This is a genomic window from Neorhizobium sp. S3-V5DH, assembly GCF_004343065.1.
Lineage (GTDB): Bacteria > Pseudomonadota > Alphaproteobacteria > Rhizobiales > Rhizobiaceae > Neorhizobium > Neorhizobium huautlense.
This window is the reverse complement of sequence record NZ_SMCL01000022.1, coordinates 1-15,968: the sequence shown is the minus strand read 5'-3', so window position 1 is coordinate 15,968 and position 15,968 is coordinate 1. Positions and strand designations below refer to the sequence as shown.

The following is a 15,968-nucleotide window of genomic DNA, read 5'->3' as shown; positions in this document are numbered from 1 at the left end:
GGGGCAAGCCCGGCATCGCAATGGCTAGATCTAAGAGCCTTATTTACTCTTCGGCACGCGCGGCACCGTCGAGCCCTTGCGCGCAGGCGCCTTGTGAGCACCCGGCGGCGTGGTCTCGGCGATCACGTCGGCATCGACCATGGCACGCGCCTTTGCGGAACCGCCATCCTTGTCCTTCGGCGCCGACTTCTTCGGTGCCTTGGGCTTCGAGACCTTCGCTTCGGTCTCTTCGACGGCCTCTTCCACCTCTGCCTCAGGCTTCGGCTTCACAGGCGTCGCCTCCGGAATGGCATCCAGGACAAGCTTGTCCTTGCCGTCCTCGCCCTTGCCGACCGTGACGTTCACCACACCACCCTTGCGCAGCTTGCCGAACAGGATCTCGTTTGCAAGCGGCTTCTTGATGTGTTCTTGGATGACCCGCGACAACGGGCGTGCGCCCATTCTCTCGTCGTATCCCTTGTCTGCCAGCCAGGCGATGGCATCCTGATGCAGGTCGAACGTGACGTTGCGTTCGGAAAGCTGCGTTTCGAGCTGCATGACGAACTTCTGTACGACTTGATGGATGACCTCCGTCGGCAGCGGCGCGAACGGGATGACGGCATCGAGACGATTGCGGAATTCGGGTGTGAACAGGCGATTCAGCGCCTCCTCATCCTCACCGGTGCGTTTCGACGAACCGAAGCCGATCGCGGCCTTGGCCATTTCCGATGCGCCCGCATTGGTCGTCATGATCAGGATGACGTTGCGGAAATCGATCTTCTTGCCGTTATGGTCGGTCAGCGAACCGTGGTCCATGACCTGCAGCAGGATATTATAGATATCCGGATGCGCCTTCTCGATCTCGTCGAGCAGGACGACGCTGTGCGGATGCTGGTCGACGCTGTCGGTCAGGAGACCGCCCTGGTCAAAGCCGACATAGCCGGGAGGTGCGCCGAGCAGCCGCGAGACCGTATGGCGTTCCATATATTCGGACATGTCGAACCGCAGCAGCTCAACACCGAGCGATGAAGCGAGCTGCTTGGCCACTTCCGTCTTGCCGACGCCCGTCGGGCCGGAGAAGACGTAAGAGCCAATCGGCTTGTTCGGCTCGCGAAGGCCTGCACGGGCGAGCTTGATCGCCGTCGAAAGGGCCTCGATCGCCGCGTCCTGTCCGTAGACAACCGAACGCAGTTCCTTCTCAAGGTTGGCGAGAACCATCTCGTCATCCTTCGACACGGTTTTTGCCGGAATCCGCGCCATCGTAGCGATCGTGGCTTCGATCTCCTTCTCGGTGATCAGCTTGCGGCGTTTGGAGGCTGGCAGAAGCATCTGAGCCGCCCCGGTCTCATCGATCACATCGATCGCCTTGTCCGGCAGCTTGCGGTCGGAGATGTAGCGCGCCGATAGTTCCACGGCGGACTTGATCGCCTCGTTGGTGTAACGCAGCTTGTGATAATCCTCGAAATAAGGCTTCAGGCCCTTCATGATCTCGATCGCATCATCGATCGAGGGCTCGTTGACGTCGATCTTCTGGAAGCGACGAACCAGAGCCCGGTCCTTTTCGAAGAACTGGCGGTATTCCTTATAGGTGGTAGATCCGATGCAGCGGATCGCACCCGAAGAAAGCGCGGGCTTCAGGAGGTTGGAGGCATCCATCGCGCCGCCGGACGTGGCGCCGGCGCCGATGACGGTGTGGATCTCGTCGATGAAGAGAACCGCGCCCGGATAATCCTCAAGCTCCTTGACGACCTGCTTCAGCCGCTCCTCGAAATCGCCGCGATAACGGGTGCCGGCGAGCAGCGTGCCCATGTCGAGCGAAAAGATGGTGGCATCTGCAAGCGCTTCAGGCACCTTTCCTTCGATGATCCGCTTTGCAAGGCCTTCGGCGATTGCCGTCTTGCCGACGCCCGGATCGCCCACGTAGAGCGGGTTGTTCTTGGAGCGGCGGCACAGGACCTGGATCGTCCGGTTGACCTCGGCGTTACGGCCGATGAGAGGATCGATGCGGCCCTCGCGGGCTTTTTCGTTCAGATTGACGCAATAGGCCTTTAAGGCATCCTGCGGCTTCTTGGCCGAACCCTCTTCCTGGTCGCGCGCAGGCTTGGCGTCGGATTCGCTTTCCTCGGCACCGCGCGGCGTGCGGGTCTGGGAGGAACCCGGACGCTTGCCGATACCGTGAGAAATATAGTTGACCGCATCGTAGCGGGTCATTTCCTGCTCCTGCAGGAAGAAAGCAGCATGGCTTTCCCGTTCTGCAAAGATCGCGACGAGAACGTTTGCTCCGGTCACCTCTTCGCGACCCGAGGACTGCACATGAATGACGGCGCGTTGAATGACGCGCTGGAAGCCGGAGGTCGGCTTCGAATCCTCGTCGTAACCGGTGACGAGATTGGCAAGCTCGTTATCAACATAATCCATAACGGTCTTGCGAAGAGCTTCCAAATTGACGTTACAAGCGCCCATAACCGCCGCCGCATCGGCATCGTCTATCAATGCCAGAAGCAGGTGTTCGAGCGTGGCATATTCGTGATGCCGCTCGTTCGCGAAGGTCAGTGCCTGATGCAGCGCCTTTTCAAGACTAGGCGAAAATGTTGGCACGTCGGGTTCCTCACTTCTTTTCCATGACACATTGCAGCGGATGCTGGTGTTGCCGGGCGAAGTCCATAACCTGGGACACTTTGGTTTCCGCTACTTCGTATGTAAATATTCCGCATTCGCCCACCCCGTGATTGTGGACATGGAGCATGATGCGCGTCGCGGCTTCCCGATCCTTCTGAAAGAAACGCTCCAGAATGTGAATGACGAATTCCATGGGAGTGTAGTCGTCATTCAGCAGGAGGACACGATAAAGGTTGGGCCGTTTGGTTTTAGGTTTCGTGCGTGTGATGACCGAGGTCCCGCGGCCCGCGTTATCTCCGTCTCCACCTTTTTCTCGTTGCATAAAGATCGGCAGTGCGATCATCTTCATTCATTCCCCAGGAATCCGGCGGCGGTTCAGTGAAGGGCCGATCAGCCGAACTTCAGTCTTCCTAACGTAGTTCACTGAGTAACGATTTTAAGCCCCCTTTGCGCCCACGCAATCACTATTCCGCTAGAGAGGCCGTGAAGATGCGGAAAAACGGGGTTTTCCGCTCGCGGTCGGAATCAAAAAAGGCCGGCAACGCGAAACGCCGCCGGCCTTCGATCATAAAGGCGTCGTTAAAAGGGCCTTGCCCGTCGTCAGGCCGCGTTTGCGGTGGCGACGGCGGTCGATTTGGCAACCGGAGCCTCGTAGGGCTTATAGGCCAATTTCGCGAGGTCCGCATACATGTCGCTCATCTTGGTCGCCTCGACGATGAAGCCATCGTAGGTCGACTTGATGTACTTTGTCTGGAGTTCGTAGGCCGCCTCGATGCTGCGCACCGACCTGAACGCCTCCATGAAAGAAGTCATGTCCTGGAATGACTTGCGGGAATAGTCGTTCGCCTCGGTCGCGATCGCCTGGAACCCCCTGGCGACCTCGGTATAGCTTTTCAGCACACCGTCCATCGCTTCCTTGCTCTTCTTGCTGGCTTCATCGAAGTTGAACATAGTCTGATCCCTTGTTCTATTCGGAGAAGCTCATACAACCGGCCTACCCGGCAAAAGTCAAGGCTGATTTGTGCAATGCAAAATAACCGACAGCCATACCTTGGTCTAGGTCGGAGCGAAAACTGATTCGATGCGATGATTTAGCAGAAATAGCTCATGTGCAGAAAAAGGGCTCTCGGTGCGGCGGCAGGTGTTTCCCTCCGCGGTTGCAATAGCCCTGAATCAAGAAGCAGACCAGAAAGCCTCCCTTAAAGGCAGGCGATCAGAGATCGACGTCGAGAATCGCCATCGAGAAGTTGTAAGAACGGTCGCCGTCCTCATCGTCTACATACACGACGCCCAGGAATTCCTCGCCCAGATAGACCTCGGCCGAATCATTCTTGCGCGGACGCGCCTTGACGACCGCCTGCGGATTGATCACGCGCTTAAAATAGGCGTCGAGCTTCTTGATTTCGTCCGGTTTCACCATTCTCTCCGTCAGCGATTCAAGTTGCGGCGCTTTTGACATGGGACAAAGGCGAAAGTAAAGCGGCCAGAACGTGTGGCCGCTCTTTCTGCTGTCGAGCAAGACGCTGGAACTCTTCAGATGTCGGCGCCCAGGAGCTGATCCATCAGGCGGGCCGGTTCGGAACACCCCGCTTCCCCGACCACCTTGGCCGGAACGCCGGCAACGGTGGACTTCGGCGGAACGGCCTTCAAGACCACCGAACCCGCAGCGACACGCGAGCAGGAGCCCACCTCGATATTGCCGAGGATCTTTGCCCCTGCTCCGATCAGCACGCCATTGCCGATCTTCGGGTGACGGTCTGCACCTTCCTTGCCGGTGCCGCCAAGCGTGACGCCATGGAGGATCGACACGTTATCACCGATCACGGCAGTCTCGCCCACCACGAGGCCCGTCGCATGGTCCAGGAATATGCCCTTGCCGATGCGGGCGGCCGGATTGATATCCGTCTGGAAGATGCTCGACGACCTGCTCTGCAGATAAAGCGCGAAATCCCGCCGACCGCGATCAAAGAGCCAGTGCGCCAACCGATGCGTCTGGATCGCATGGAAGCCCTTGAAATAAAGCACCGGCTCGAGGAACCGCAGGCAAGCGGGGTCGCGGTCATAGACGGCCTGAATGTCGACACGCAAGATTGCGCCCCATTCCGGCCAGTCTTCAAGCATTTCCATAAAAGTCTGACGCAGAAGCACAGCCTGCAGATCCGGGTGATCCAGGCGTTCGCAAATGCGGTGCACCACGCATTCTTCGAGAGAACGATGGTTCAGCACCGTGGAATAGAGAAAGGCAGCGAGCAGCGGATCCTGTTCGGCTGCCGTGCGCGCCTCTTCCCGCAGCGTATCCCAGATGGGATCCACCGTCGCGACCTGCTCCTTCTGGCGAGCTTCAGTTCTCGCGGCCATGGCCGTCTCCTCGTTCTATCGTCGGGCTCATTATATAGAATAACTTTACCGGAAGACCAACGGCCTCAAAATCGCATTCCGTTGATCGTTAGTATGAGGAAACCTGCGGCCTTTCCCCAGGCGGAGATCATTTCTCTGAAAGCTCTCCATAAAAATCGAGGACCGCTTTCTTGAAGACCCTATCGCCGACGGCGAGCATATGATCGCGGCCAGGAATGTCGAGAGCCACGGCATGCGGCATCAGGGCCGCCAGTTCCTGAGGCGACCCTGCAATATCGTCGGTAGTGCCCACTCCGATCAATGTCGGCGCGTCGATCTTGCCCATGTCGGCGCGCGAGACGAGGTCGCGTGAGCCGCGGATGCAGGCGGCAAGAGCTTCCCTGTTGCTTCTGGTCTGATCCGCGAAAGTGCGGAACGTGCGGCCGCGTGCATGGCTGACGTCATCGAGCGAAGGGGCAAGAAGGGCGTCGGCGATCGGGTCCCAATCCCCTACCCCGTCCGTCATGCCGATACCGAGACCACCGAGCACCAGCGAGCGGACCCGATGCGGATGGGCAAGCGCTGCGAAGACCGAGATCCGCGCGCCCATGGAATAACCAAACAGATGGGCTTCGGGAATGCGCAGGTGGTCGAGCAGCGCGATTGCGTCGTCCGCCATCACCCAGGGGCGATAGGCTTCCGGATCCATCGGCTTGTCGCTCGAACCGTGGCCACGGTTATCTATGGCAATCACTCGATAGCCTGCATCCCCCAGCGTCTTCAGCCAGCCCGGATGGACCCAATTGACCAGCGCGCTGGAGGCAAACCCATGAATGAGCAGGACCGGATCGCCCGAAGGATCACCCTCGTCGAAATAGGCGAGCTTCAGCCCGTTGTGGTGGAAAGAGGAAAAGGCTGGAGCATTGAGGTTCATCGAGGCATCCTTTTTTGGCGGAACATAGGCGATCCGCTCCGCGCTTTGAAGCCATGCATCAGGTGAAATCAGAAAGCCTGCGGCGGTTTTCCCACTACACATTTGGGATCGGGAACGATATTGTCCGCCGCAAATCAGACGCGCCTTCTGTTACGCATGGAGACTATCATGGCCGGGCACAGCATTCCCCATTTCCAGAACGACGGCGGACATCGCTTGGTCCAGATCGGCGTAAAGGAATTCATGTGCACCGGCGCATCCGTGCCGTTCGATCATCCGCATATCTTCATCGACATGGGCGACGACAACGAGAAAGTCTGCTCCTATTGCTCGACACTCTATCGCTATAACCCGTCGCTGAAGCCCGAACAGACGGATCCGCCCGGTTGCGTCTTCCACGTCAAGGCCGCCTGAGGCGCCGGCCCCGGGGATGCCAATCGAAAGGGTAGCAATCATCGGCGCCGGCGTGGCCGGGCTGACCGCTGCGCTGTCCTTCGCCCGCCACGGCATAGCCAGTGACATTTTCGAAGAAGCGTCCGAGCTGGTGGAAGTCGGCGCGGGGCTGCAGATTTCGCCGAATGCGTCCCGGGTTCTCGCCAGACTTGGCGTGCTTGCCTCGCTTGAAGCAATCTGGGCCGAACCGGAGCGGATCGCGCTGGTATCGGGGACCTCGCTGAGGCCCCTGGCACATGTCCCCGTCGGCCGTTTTGCCCGCGAACGTTGGAGGGCGCCCTACGGCGTTCTCCATCGGGCAACGCTGCAGAAAGCCCTGCTTGCGGCGGTCGAACGAAACCCGCTCTGCACGCTCCATCTCGATGCGCCGGTCCGGGATGACGTCCATCGGGCATTGGCGGCGATGACGGACCGAGACTACCCGTTGATCGTCGGCGCGGACGGGGTCTGGTCCAATCTTCGCGCTGCTATTCCCGGCGCTCCGGAGCCGGATTTTTCGGGCAACATCGCTTGGCGTTTCACCATTGCCCGCAGCGACGTACCCACGTGGCTGACCCCCAATCAGGTTACCGCCTTTCTCGGGCCTTCCACGCATCTCGTCGCCTATCCGCTGAAGGAGATGGACGGCTTCAACATCGTCGCGATTGCCTCGGGCGTGACACCTGGCGAAACATGGGACGCGGAGGCAAGCGAGGCCCAGAGGCACATGCTGACGTCGCAATTTTCCCGTTGGAACCGACGTATCGCCGGCCTGCTGAACCGGGCTCCAAGTCCCACATTCTGGCCGCTCTACGAGGTCAGCGCTGGACGCTGGCACAACGGAAGGGACAAGGTGCTGATCGGCGATGCGGCACATGCGATGATGCCGTTTGCGGCACAAGGCGCGGCCATGGCGATCGAGGATGCATTCGTGCTCGCAAATCGCGTCGCGGGCACCCTTACCCTCAGCGAGGCACTGGCGGCGTTTGAGGGCGTGCGGAGGGAACGGGCTGCGAAGGTTCGCGCCCGCGGCCTGTTCAACCGCTTCGCCTATCATGCCCGCGGCCCTATCCGGCTCGGACGGGACATTGTCCTGTCCCTGCGTCCGCCGCAATCGCTCGCGGCGGATCTTGACTGGCTTTACGGCTTCACGGCCGAATGATCAGACGGCTGCGGCGGCTGCGAAACCGGCCTCCAGGTCTTTTTTCAGATCCGCAACGTCTTCAAGCCCGATCTGCAGGCGGATCACCGGGCCTTCCGGCGGCGCCGTTCGGATGGTGCGATCGGAGAGATTGACCGCGACGGCGAGGCTTTCGTAACCACCCCAGGAATAACCGAGACCGAAGAAGGAAAGCGCATCCAGGAAGGCATGCGCCTTCGCCTTGGCCTTATCGGTTTCCGCCTTCAGAACGAAGGAAAAGACGCCGCTCGCGCCCTTGAAGTCACGCTTCCATATGTCATGTCCCGGGAAACTCGGCAAAGCCGGATGCAGGACACGGAAGACATCATCGCGAGTCTCCAGCCATCTTGCGATGTCGAGAGCGCTTTTCTGATGATGTTCGAGGCGGATGCCCATGGTGCGCAGACCGCGCAGGATCATGTAGGAATCATCCGGCGCCCCGCAGATGCCGAGGGTTATGCGTGCCTCTTCAAGCTTCGGCCAGTGTTTGGCATTCGCGGAAACCGAGCCCATGATGATGTCCGAATGTCCGGACGGGTATTTGGTCGTCGCGTGGATGGATACGTCGACCCCGAAATCCAGGGGGCGAAAAAAGAGCGGGGTCGCCCAGGTATTGTCCATGGTGACAACGCAATGATGCTTGTGCGCAGCATCCGCGATTGCCCGGATATCCTGCATCTCGAAGGTATTTGAACCAGGTGCCTCTGTGTGGACCAGTCTCGTGTTGGGCTTGATCAACGCCTCGATGCCGGCGCCGATTTCCGGGTCGTAATATTCGATCTCCACGCCCAGCCGCGTCAGCATCATGTTGCAGAAATTGCGGCATGGCGTGTAGACCGAATCGACGATCAGAGCATGGTCACCGGCAGAAAGATAAGCCAGGAACGGCACCGAGATTGCGGCCAGACCCGACGGGACGAGAATGGTGCCTGCCGACCCCTCCAGTTCGTCAAGAGCCTCGCAGAGGGCATCGGTCGTCGGTGTCCCGCGGGTCCCGTAAGTATATTTTTGAGAGCGCTTCTCCATGGTCGCGGAGTTCGGGAACAGGACCGTCGAGGCGTGCACAACGGGCGGATTGACGAAGCCATGGTATCCCAAGGGATCATGGCCCAGATGGGCGAGGCGCGTGTTGGCGCCAGCGCCGTTGAGCAGGGTTTCTTTCTTCTTCATATCCGGGAATGCTTTCGGTTGGCGATAGAGGCGCAGAGTTTTGCCGCCGGAACAATGCCCGGTCAACCCCGCCTTCGGGCCCCCAAACCGCCGGGTCAAGATTCTGGCGTTGGGGAGCGGCGCTTGCGTTTTGATCAAAGGCTGCTCAAACTTTGGGTATCTGATCGTTTAGCGGGCCGAGTTAACGAATTTACCTTATTTCGGTCGCAATTCGAAACTGCGACACTTGACCCTGCGTTGTTTTGCGAATGAGATAGGAAAGTCCGCACCGGGAGGTTGGCGGACGACCCGCCGTATTCGAAGGAATCGGGGAGCGGCGCGGTGTAACCAAATCACAAAGCCACAGATAAAAAGGTTGGGAAAATGAAAAAGACGCTTCTGTCAGCCGCTATTGGCGCAGCGGTCCTGGGGTTTGCCTCTGCTGCATCGGCTGCCACATTGGACAACGTGAAGGCCAAGGGTTTCGTCCAGTGCGGCGTCAACACCGGTCTTGCCGGTTTTGCCGCTCCGGATTCGGCTGGTAACTGGACTGGCTTCGACGTCGATTATTGCAAGGCTGTCGCAGCTGCGGTCTTCGGCGATGCCAGCAAGGTCAAGTACACGCCGACCACCGCGCAGAGCCGCTTCACCGCGCTCCAGTCCGGCGAAGTCGACCTTCTTGCCCGTAACACCACCTGGACCATCAGCCGCGACACCTCCCTCGGCTTGAACTTCCGCTACGTCAACTACTATGACGGCCAGGGCTTCATGATCCCGAAGAGCCTGAACGTGAAGTCGGCGCTTGAGCTCTCCGGCGCCGCTGTCTGCGTCCAGTCCGGCACCACGACGGAACTCAACCTTGCCGACTACTTCAAGTCCAACAATCTGCAGTACAACCCGGTTGTCTTCGAAAAGCTCGAAGAAGTGAACGCGGCCTATCAGGCAGGCCGTTGCGACGTCTACACGACCGACCAGTCGGGCCTCTACTCGCTGCGCCTGTCGCTTTCCAACCCGGACGACCACATCATTCTGCCGGAAATCATCTCCAAGGAGCCGCTCGGCCCGGCCGTCCGTCAGGGCGATGACCAGTGGTTCGACATCGTCACCTGGGCAGGTTACGCAATGGTGCAGGCCGAAGACTTCGGCATCACCCAGAAGAACCTCGAAGAGATGAAAAACTCGACCAACCCGGATATCCGTCGCTTCCTGGGCGTCGAAAAGGACACCAAGATCGGTACCGACCTCGGTCTCACCAATGAATGGGCCTACAATATCATCAAGAACGTCGGGAACTACGGCGAAGTGTTCGAACGCAACATCGGCGCAAACACACCTCTCAAGATCCAGCGCGGCCTGAACGCCCTGTGGTCGAAGGGTGGCTTGCAATACGCACCGCCGGTGCGCTAATCGCACATGCGAAATCGGGTAAGGCGGCAAAAGCTGCCTTACCCTCAATAACAAAAAATATAAAAAAGGCCTGAAACAGGCCGCAGGGGAAAAGGCCAGCATGACAGATCACGCTGTAATTGCGTCTACGGAGGCTCGTACGCTGAGGTCTTATGCGTATGACCCGAAGTTTCGCGGTATTTTCTACCAGGTACTCACTCTCCTTATCGTCCTGGTGGTCGGCTGGTGGATCTTCGATAACACCACCGAAAATCTTGCCCGTTCCGGAACGGCGTCCGGTTACGGCTTCCTGAGAGGTCGAGCCGGATTCGATATCGGCCAGTCGCTCATCGCCTATACGAGCGATTCCACGTATGGCCGCGCGATCGTTGTCGGCTTTCTGAACACGATGCTTGTGGCCATTCTCGGCATCTTCACGGCAACCGTCGTCGGCTTCATCATCGGTCTCGGTCGTCTGTCGCGGAATTGGCTCATTGCAAAGCTCTGCACGCTCTATGTCGAGATCTTTCGCAACATCCCGGTGCTGCTGATCATCTTCTTCTGGTACAAGGGAGTGCTGGATTCGCTGCCGCAGGTGCGGGATTCGATTGCGCTGCCCTTCAACATCTTTCTCAACAATCGCGGTCTCGCATTTCCGAATCCGATCTGGGGAGAAGGCGCCTGGCTGATCCCCGTCGCTTTCCTGGTCGGGGTCGTCGCGACCATCGTCGTCGCCAGGTGGGCCAGGCAGCGTCAGGCGGCGACCGGCAAGCAGTTCCATACGATCTGGACTGGCATCGGCCTCATCATCGGATTGCCGATCCTTGCATTTCTGATCATGGGCGCTCCGCTCACGTTCGATTCCCCGATCGCCGGCCGCTTCAACATGACAGGGGGCGCGCGCATCCTGCCGGAATTCGTCGCACTCTATGTGGCGCTTTCGCTTTATACGGCATCGTTCATCGCGGAAGTGATCAGGGCCGGCATCCGGGGCGTGGCCAAGGGACAGAGTGAGGCCGCCTTTGCGCTCGGTCTCCAGCCTTCGCATACGACACGGCTCGTCGTCGTGCCGCAGGCCATGCGCATCATCATTCCCCCGCTCACCAGCCAGTATCTCAACCTGACGAAGAATTCATCGCTCGGCGTTGCTATCGGCTTTCCCGAGCTCTTTTCCACGACCAGTACGACGCTCAACCAGACGGGCCAGGCAGTGGAGGCGATCTCCATCATGCTGACGGTCTATCTGGCGATCAGCATCGCGACATCGATCTTCATGAACTGGTTCAATGCCAAGATGGCGCTGGTGGAAAGATAAGCTCATGAATACCCAAAACCTCTCTTATGTCCGCAGCGACATGCTGAAGGCCCAGCCCGCCCCAATCAGTACCAGGACGGTCAGCGGCTGGGTCCGTACCAATCTTCTCGCCACTCCGAAGGACACCGTGCTGACGCTTTTGGCCGTCGTCCTGTTGATCTGGGCACTGCCCGGCATATTAGACTGGCTCTTCTTCAACGCCGTTTGGTCCGGTAGTGATCGCAGCGCCTGCACCACCGTCGCGCAGGGCGGCATACAGCCGGAGGGCTGGAAAGGCGCCTGCTGGGCATTTGTGGGCGACCGGTTCCAGCAGTTCATGTTCGGCCGGTATCCCTTGGACGAGCGCTGGCGGCCAATGCTCGTTGCCGCACTCTTCGTCGTGCTGCTCGTGCCTCTGCTGGTTCCCAAACTGCCGCGCAAGGGGCTTACCGCCCTCCTCTTCTTCGTCGTTTTTCCGGTTGTCGCCTTCTTCCTGCTGCATGGCGGCGTCTTCGGTCTTGAGGAAGTCGAGACCCCTCTCTGGGGCGGCCTGATGGTGACGCTCATCCTCTCCTTCGTCGGCATCGCCGTCTCTCTGCCCGTTGGCATCCTGCTTGCTCTCGGGCGCCGGTCGAAAATGCCTGTCATCCGGATGCTGTGCGTCGGCTTCATCGAAATCATCCGCGGTGTGCCGCTGATCAGCGTTCTCTTCATGGCGAACGTGATGCTGCCGCTCTTCCTGCCGACAGGCTGGACGATCGACAACTTTCTCCGTGCCTTGGTGGGGGTCGCGATCTTTGCGTCGGCCTATATGGCCGAAGTCATCCGCGGCGGTCTCCAGGCAATTCCCAAAGGCCAGACAGAAGGTTCCGAGTCCCTTGGCCTCAGCTATTGGCAGACGATGCGGCTGGTCATCCTGCCGCAGGCGATCAAGCTGGTTATCCCGGGCATCGTCAACACCTTCATCGGCCTCTTCAAGGATACCTCGCTCGTGTCGATCATCGGCATGTTCGATCTGCTCGGTATCGTGCGGCTCAACTTCACCGACACGACCTGGATCACGCCGGTGACGCCGATTACCGGACTCATCTTCGCAGGCTTCATCTTCTGGCTGTTCTGCTTCGGCATGTCGCGCTATTCCGCATTCATGGAACGGCACCTCGACACGAGCCACAAGCGCTAAACGCCGCAAAACGATAACAAAGGGGAAAAAAATGGCTGACGCCCAACCCAAGAAACTGACTGTCTCCGCTACCGACGTCGCCGTAGAGATCGTCGGTATGAACAAATGGTATGGCGACTTCCACGTGCTGCGCGATATCAACCTGAAGGTGATGAAGGGCGAGCGCATCGTCATCGCCGGGCCCTCCGGCTCCGGCAAATCGACGATGATCCGCTGCATCAACCGTCTTGAGGAGCATCAGGCCGGCACGATTATCGTCGATGGAATCGAGCTGACTAACGACCTGAAGAAGATCGACGAAGTGCGCCGAGAAGTCGGCATGGTGTTCCAGCACTTCAACCTCTTCCCGCATCTGACCATCCTGGAAAACTGCACGCTTGCGCCCATCTGGGTCCGTAAGATGCCGAAGAAACAGGCCGAAGAAATCGCGATGCATTACCTGAAGCGCGTGAAGATCCCGGAACAGGCCAACAAATATCCGGGCCAGCTTTCCGGCGGTCAGCAGCAGCGCGTGGCGATTGCCCGCTCGTTGTGCATGAAGCCGAAGATCATGCTGTTCGACGAACCGACCTCTGCGCTCGATCCTGAAATGGTCAAGGAAGTGCTGGATACGATGGTAAGCCTTGCCGAAGAAGGCATGACCATGCTCTGCGTCACCCATGAAATGGGCTTTGCCCGCCAAGTGGCCAATCGGGTCATCTTCATGGACCAGGGCCAGATCGTCGAACAGAACTCGCCTGCGGAATTCTTCGACAATCCGCAGCATGAGCGCACCAAGCTCTTCCTCAGCCAGATCCTGCATTGAGCAACGGGCAAACTGCGGTTTTCCAAGGGGCGCCAGACGCCCCTTTTCATTTTACCACCTGAAGAAATAGCGAGCCTTGATACTCGCCGCGGGTTCTGCGGAGTCCGATGAGCGGTCGATCGAGCCGCTCACCGTCATCCGCGTGCCGAGCTTCTTTTCCATGACCACCCCGGCAGTCACCGTCCTGAAGCCATCGCGGCCGGTAGCACGGCCGATCAGCGCGGTGCCGCTTGCGGCATGCGAAAGCCGCACCGACTGGCTGGCGTCGAGGCCCCGCCACTCGCCCGAAGCGCCGTCATAATGAACGCCGTAGCTGCTGCGCCTCTCGATATCGATCTGGGGCGTCGCAATTTCCTTGTCGTAATAGTTCATGGTGATCCCGGCGCTGCCTGTATTGCCGTCGAGATCGACACCGATGTCGCGACCAAACTGGCCCGCCGGGGTCTTGATTTTCTCGGCGGTAAAATTGCTCCAGAATCTGAGGGGCGTATCGACCGGTGCTCCGCTGCTTGTGGTATTGACGCCCATGGATATGCCAGCCTCGGTCTCGATCCGGGTGGGCAGTTTAAGGCCGAGCTTGACCGAATAGCTCGTATCGGAGGTTTTGGAAGGCTTCCAGATCAGCGGGTTGTCGTCCGCAAAACCCGGACCAGGTACAAAGACAGCCACAAAGACGCATACCGCTGCGGCATAGGACATCCTATTCATGCGATCCCCGCTAAAAGCGTAAAAACGATGCGAAGCGTGCGAGCAACCATCAGGCCGCCCGGACAAAAGTGATTTGAAGTGTATTGGAAGCGCGTCCGCGACCCTTGGGCCGGCGCTGCGCCAATTTGCTCTCCGCTCACCAAATCATGGCGGAGCCGACCTATCCGATGATACGAAACAATGCGGCTTTTCAGAATCCGCACTATGGCAAGAGTGGGATTTTGAAGATGCTGTTCTTCGGGCCAGCGCCTCCATTGAGCCCGACATTCGGATACATCCGGCAAGGACGTTCAAAACAGCTGGCGAACCGGCGCCTACGCCGTCATCCACCTGTCACATGACGATGCTGTGTTCATAATCGGACGCTGAATCGAAGCCTTACCGGAGCTGCGGCCAGAAACAGCGTTCGGGGCCATCGGGATCATAGTCATGGAATATTACTTCGCCTTCGCCGCAGCAGCCCTCCTGCTTGTCAACCTGATCAGCCTGGCCATAGCAATGTGGAGGTTGTCGCCCCGCGGCACACCGGCTCCCGGCATCTCCGATCGGCCGGCTGTTTCAATCGTCATCCCCGTCCGCGGCGTCGAAAACTTCACGGCATTGACCCTGGCGCGCGCCTTTGAGCTCGACTGGCCCCAACACGAGTTGATCTTCTGTGTTGCCGACGAGAGGGATCCGGTTGTCGGCAGGATCGAAGAAGCAATGGCTGCCCATCCCGAGATTGCTTCCCGCATTCTGGTGGGCGATGACCGCATAAGCGCCAATCCGAAGCTGAACAACTGCGTCAAGGGATGGCGGGCCGCCGAAAACGACTGGGTCATTCTCGCCGACTCCAATGTGCTCATGCCCGCCGACTACGTGGAGCATCTGATATCCGCCTGGAGGGATGATACCGGCCTGGTCTGCTCCACGCCGCTCGGCTCCCGGCCAGCCGGATTTTGGGCCGAGACCGAATGCGCCTTTCTCAATGGTCATCAGGCGCGCTGGCAATATGCCGGCGAGGCTCTCGGCTTCGGTTTTGCCCAGGGAAAAAGCATGCTCTGGTACAAGCCGATGCTCGATGCAGCAGGGGGAATCGAAGCGCTGGCCGCGGAAATCGCCGAGGACGCAGCTGCCACGAAGCTCGTCAACAGGCTGGGACGCAAGGTGCATCTCGTTTCCTCGCCGTTCGAGCAACCGCTCGGCCGGCGCGACCTTAGAGAAATCTGGGCGCGGCAGAGCCGCTGGGCAAGGCTTCGCCGTGTGACCTTCCCGATCTATTTTGCTCCCGAGATATTGCTCGGCGGCGTACCGCCGCTCACGCTGGGAGTTCTGGCCGCCCTGACCGCGGACATCAGCCCGGTCGCGCCGGCAGCAGCGATTCTCCTCATTACCTATCTTCCGGAGCTGGGCTTGGCATTTGCCAAAAACTGGCCCGTGTCATTTCGACTGTGCCTCGCCATGATCGTACGCGACCTTCTGATGCCTGCAATCTGGCTCAGAAGCTGGATCGGCGGATCGTTCGAATGGCGAGGCAATACGATGACAATCGGCACGGAGAGCAGCGAATTGAACGAGCCATCCGTGGCATGAGCCGCGGATGACGCTCATCCTACCGGGCGAGTGAGTTCTCTAATCAGGCTTATGTAGAGATTGATTGCGCGCTCGATCTCGCCAATGAGATCCTCGTTTGAGCCAGCTTCGGTCCAGAATCCGGTGTCCCGCAGCCACTCCTTATCCTCCCGCAAGCGAGCGATCGTTTCCTCGTGGCGTCTGATTCTCTCTTCAGGGACCATAGCGCTCTCCGTTATTGAAGAGACGATAGGGCCGAAGAACCGGCGGACAAGAGGTCGTCAGCCATGTCATAGGTACATTCTGTCACCCATGACTTCTCTATTCGGCGTGTTGAGGTCAAGCGCTTACGAGCGTCTCCGCCTCGTCGGAACATGACATCTTCCGCAGGTCCTCGCTTCTCTTCGGGAT

Annotated in this window: 15 protein-coding genes; 7 read left to right on the top strand and 8 right to left on the bottom strand. The window is 59.1% G+C overall.

Features of this window, described 5'->3' with window-relative positions:
* Nucleotides 1-39: 39 nt before the first annotated feature.
* The 6 genes from clpA to EDE09_RS22775 form a co-directional block, all read right to left on the bottom strand.
* On the bottom strand, nucleotides 40-2,577 hold the full coding sequence (gene clpA, locus EDE09_RS22800) for an ATP-dependent Clp protease ATP-binding subunit ClpA (protein WP_112798324.1): 2,538 nt from the start codon (nucleotides 2,575-2,577) through the stop codon (nucleotides 40-42).
* 10 nt (nucleotides 2,578-2,587) lie between these two features.
* A complete protein-coding gene (clpS, locus tag EDE09_RS22795; protein ID WP_105372613.1) occupies nucleotides 2,588-2,941 on the bottom strand; it encodes an ATP-dependent Clp protease adapter ClpS in 354 nt (117 codons plus the stop codon).
* A gap of 257 nt (nucleotides 2,942-3,198) precedes the next feature.
* Nucleotides 3,199-3,549 carry a phasin family protein gene (locus EDE09_RS22790; RefSeq protein WP_112798326.1) on the bottom strand — a complete coding sequence of 117 codons (351 nt, stop codon included), beginning with the start codon at nucleotides 3,547-3,549 and terminating at the stop codon, nucleotides 3,199-3,201.
* Between the two features lie 262 nt (nucleotides 3,550-3,811).
* A complete protein-coding gene (locus EDE09_RS22785) occupies nucleotides 3,812-4,015 on the bottom strand; it encodes a DUF3126 family protein (RefSeq protein WP_105372612.1) in 204 nt (67 codons plus the stop codon).
* Between the two features lie 116 nt (nucleotides 4,016-4,131).
* Nucleotides 4,132-4,956 (bottom strand): serine O-acetyltransferase, encoded by an 825-nt coding sequence (gene cysE, locus EDE09_RS22780; protein WP_112798328.1) that lies wholly within the window; start codon nucleotides 4,954-4,956, stop codon nucleotides 4,132-4,134.
* A gap of 127 nt (nucleotides 4,957-5,083) precedes the next feature.
* Complete coding sequence (locus tag EDE09_RS22775; RefSeq protein WP_112798375.1) at nucleotides 5,084-5,869, bottom strand: alpha/beta hydrolase; 786 nt, start codon at nucleotides 5,867-5,869, stop codon at nucleotides 5,084-5,086.
* A gap of 168 nt (nucleotides 5,870-6,037) precedes the next feature.
* Between EDE09_RS22775 and EDE09_RS22770 the strand changes: the two genes are divergently transcribed.
* Both EDE09_RS22770 and EDE09_RS22765 read left to right on the top strand, forming a co-directional pair.
* Nucleotides 6,038-6,283, top strand: coding sequence for a zinc-finger domain-containing protein (locus EDE09_RS22770; protein ID WP_105372495.1), 246 nt, complete (start codon nucleotides 6,038-6,040; stop codon nucleotides 6,281-6,283).
* A 16-nt stretch (nucleotides 6,284-6,299) separates the two neighbouring features.
* Nucleotides 6,300-7,463, top strand: coding sequence for an FAD-dependent monooxygenase (locus EDE09_RS22765; protein ID WP_112798330.1), 1,164 nt, complete (start codon nucleotides 6,300-6,302; stop codon nucleotides 7,461-7,463).
* Here the strand turns inward: EDE09_RS22765 and EDE09_RS22760 are convergent, their stop codons facing one another.
* Entirely contained in the window at nucleotides 7,464-8,651 is a 1,188-nt protein-coding gene (locus tag EDE09_RS22760; protein ID WP_112798377.1) for a cystathionine beta-lyase, read from the bottom strand.
* Between the two features lie 363 nt (nucleotides 8,652-9,014).
* On the opposite strand from EDE09_RS22760, the gene EDE09_RS22755 reads away from it, so the two are divergent.
* The 4 genes from EDE09_RS22755 (at nucleotide 9,015) to EDE09_RS22740 (ending at nucleotide 13,298) form a co-directional block, all read left to right on the top strand.
* Nucleotides 9,015-10,037: an amino acid ABC transporter substrate-binding protein gene (locus EDE09_RS22755; RefSeq protein ID WP_105372493.1), complete on the top strand. Its 1,023-nt coding sequence runs from the start codon at nucleotides 9,015-9,017 to the stop codon at nucleotides 10,035-10,037.
* A gap of 100 nt (nucleotides 10,038-10,137) precedes the next feature.
* Complete coding sequence (locus tag EDE09_RS22750; RefSeq protein WP_112798332.1) at nucleotides 10,138-11,331, top strand: amino acid ABC transporter permease; 1,194 nt, start codon at nucleotides 10,138-10,140, stop codon at nucleotides 11,329-11,331.
* A gap of 4 nt (nucleotides 11,332-11,335) precedes the next feature.
* Entirely contained in the window at nucleotides 11,336-12,493 is a 1,158-nt protein-coding gene (locus tag EDE09_RS22745) for an amino acid ABC transporter permease (RefSeq protein WP_112798334.1), read from the top strand.
* A gap of 31 nt (nucleotides 12,494-12,524) precedes the next feature.
* Nucleotides 12,525-13,298, top strand: coding sequence for an amino acid ABC transporter ATP-binding protein (locus EDE09_RS22740; RefSeq protein ID WP_105372490.1), 774 nt, complete (start codon nucleotides 12,525-12,527; stop codon nucleotides 13,296-13,298).
* A gap of 51 nt (nucleotides 13,299-13,349) precedes the next feature.
* Here EDE09_RS22740 and EDE09_RS22735 read toward each other — a convergent pair whose 3' ends face one another.
* The gene (locus tag EDE09_RS22735) at nucleotides 13,350-14,006 is read right to left on the bottom strand and encodes a hypothetical protein (RefSeq protein ID WP_132413006.1); all 657 of its coding nucleotides are present in this window, start codon (nucleotides 14,004-14,006) and stop codon (nucleotides 13,350-13,352) included.
* A 429-nt stretch (nucleotides 14,007-14,435) separates the two neighbouring features.
* On the opposite strand from EDE09_RS22735, the gene EDE09_RS22730 reads away from it, so the two are divergent.
* The gene (locus tag EDE09_RS22730) at nucleotides 14,436-15,578 is read left to right on the top strand and encodes a glycosyltransferase (RefSeq protein ID WP_132413004.1); all 1,143 of its coding nucleotides are present in this window, start codon (nucleotides 14,436-14,438) and stop codon (nucleotides 15,576-15,578) included.
* Nucleotides 15,579-15,968 lie beyond the last annotated feature (390 nt).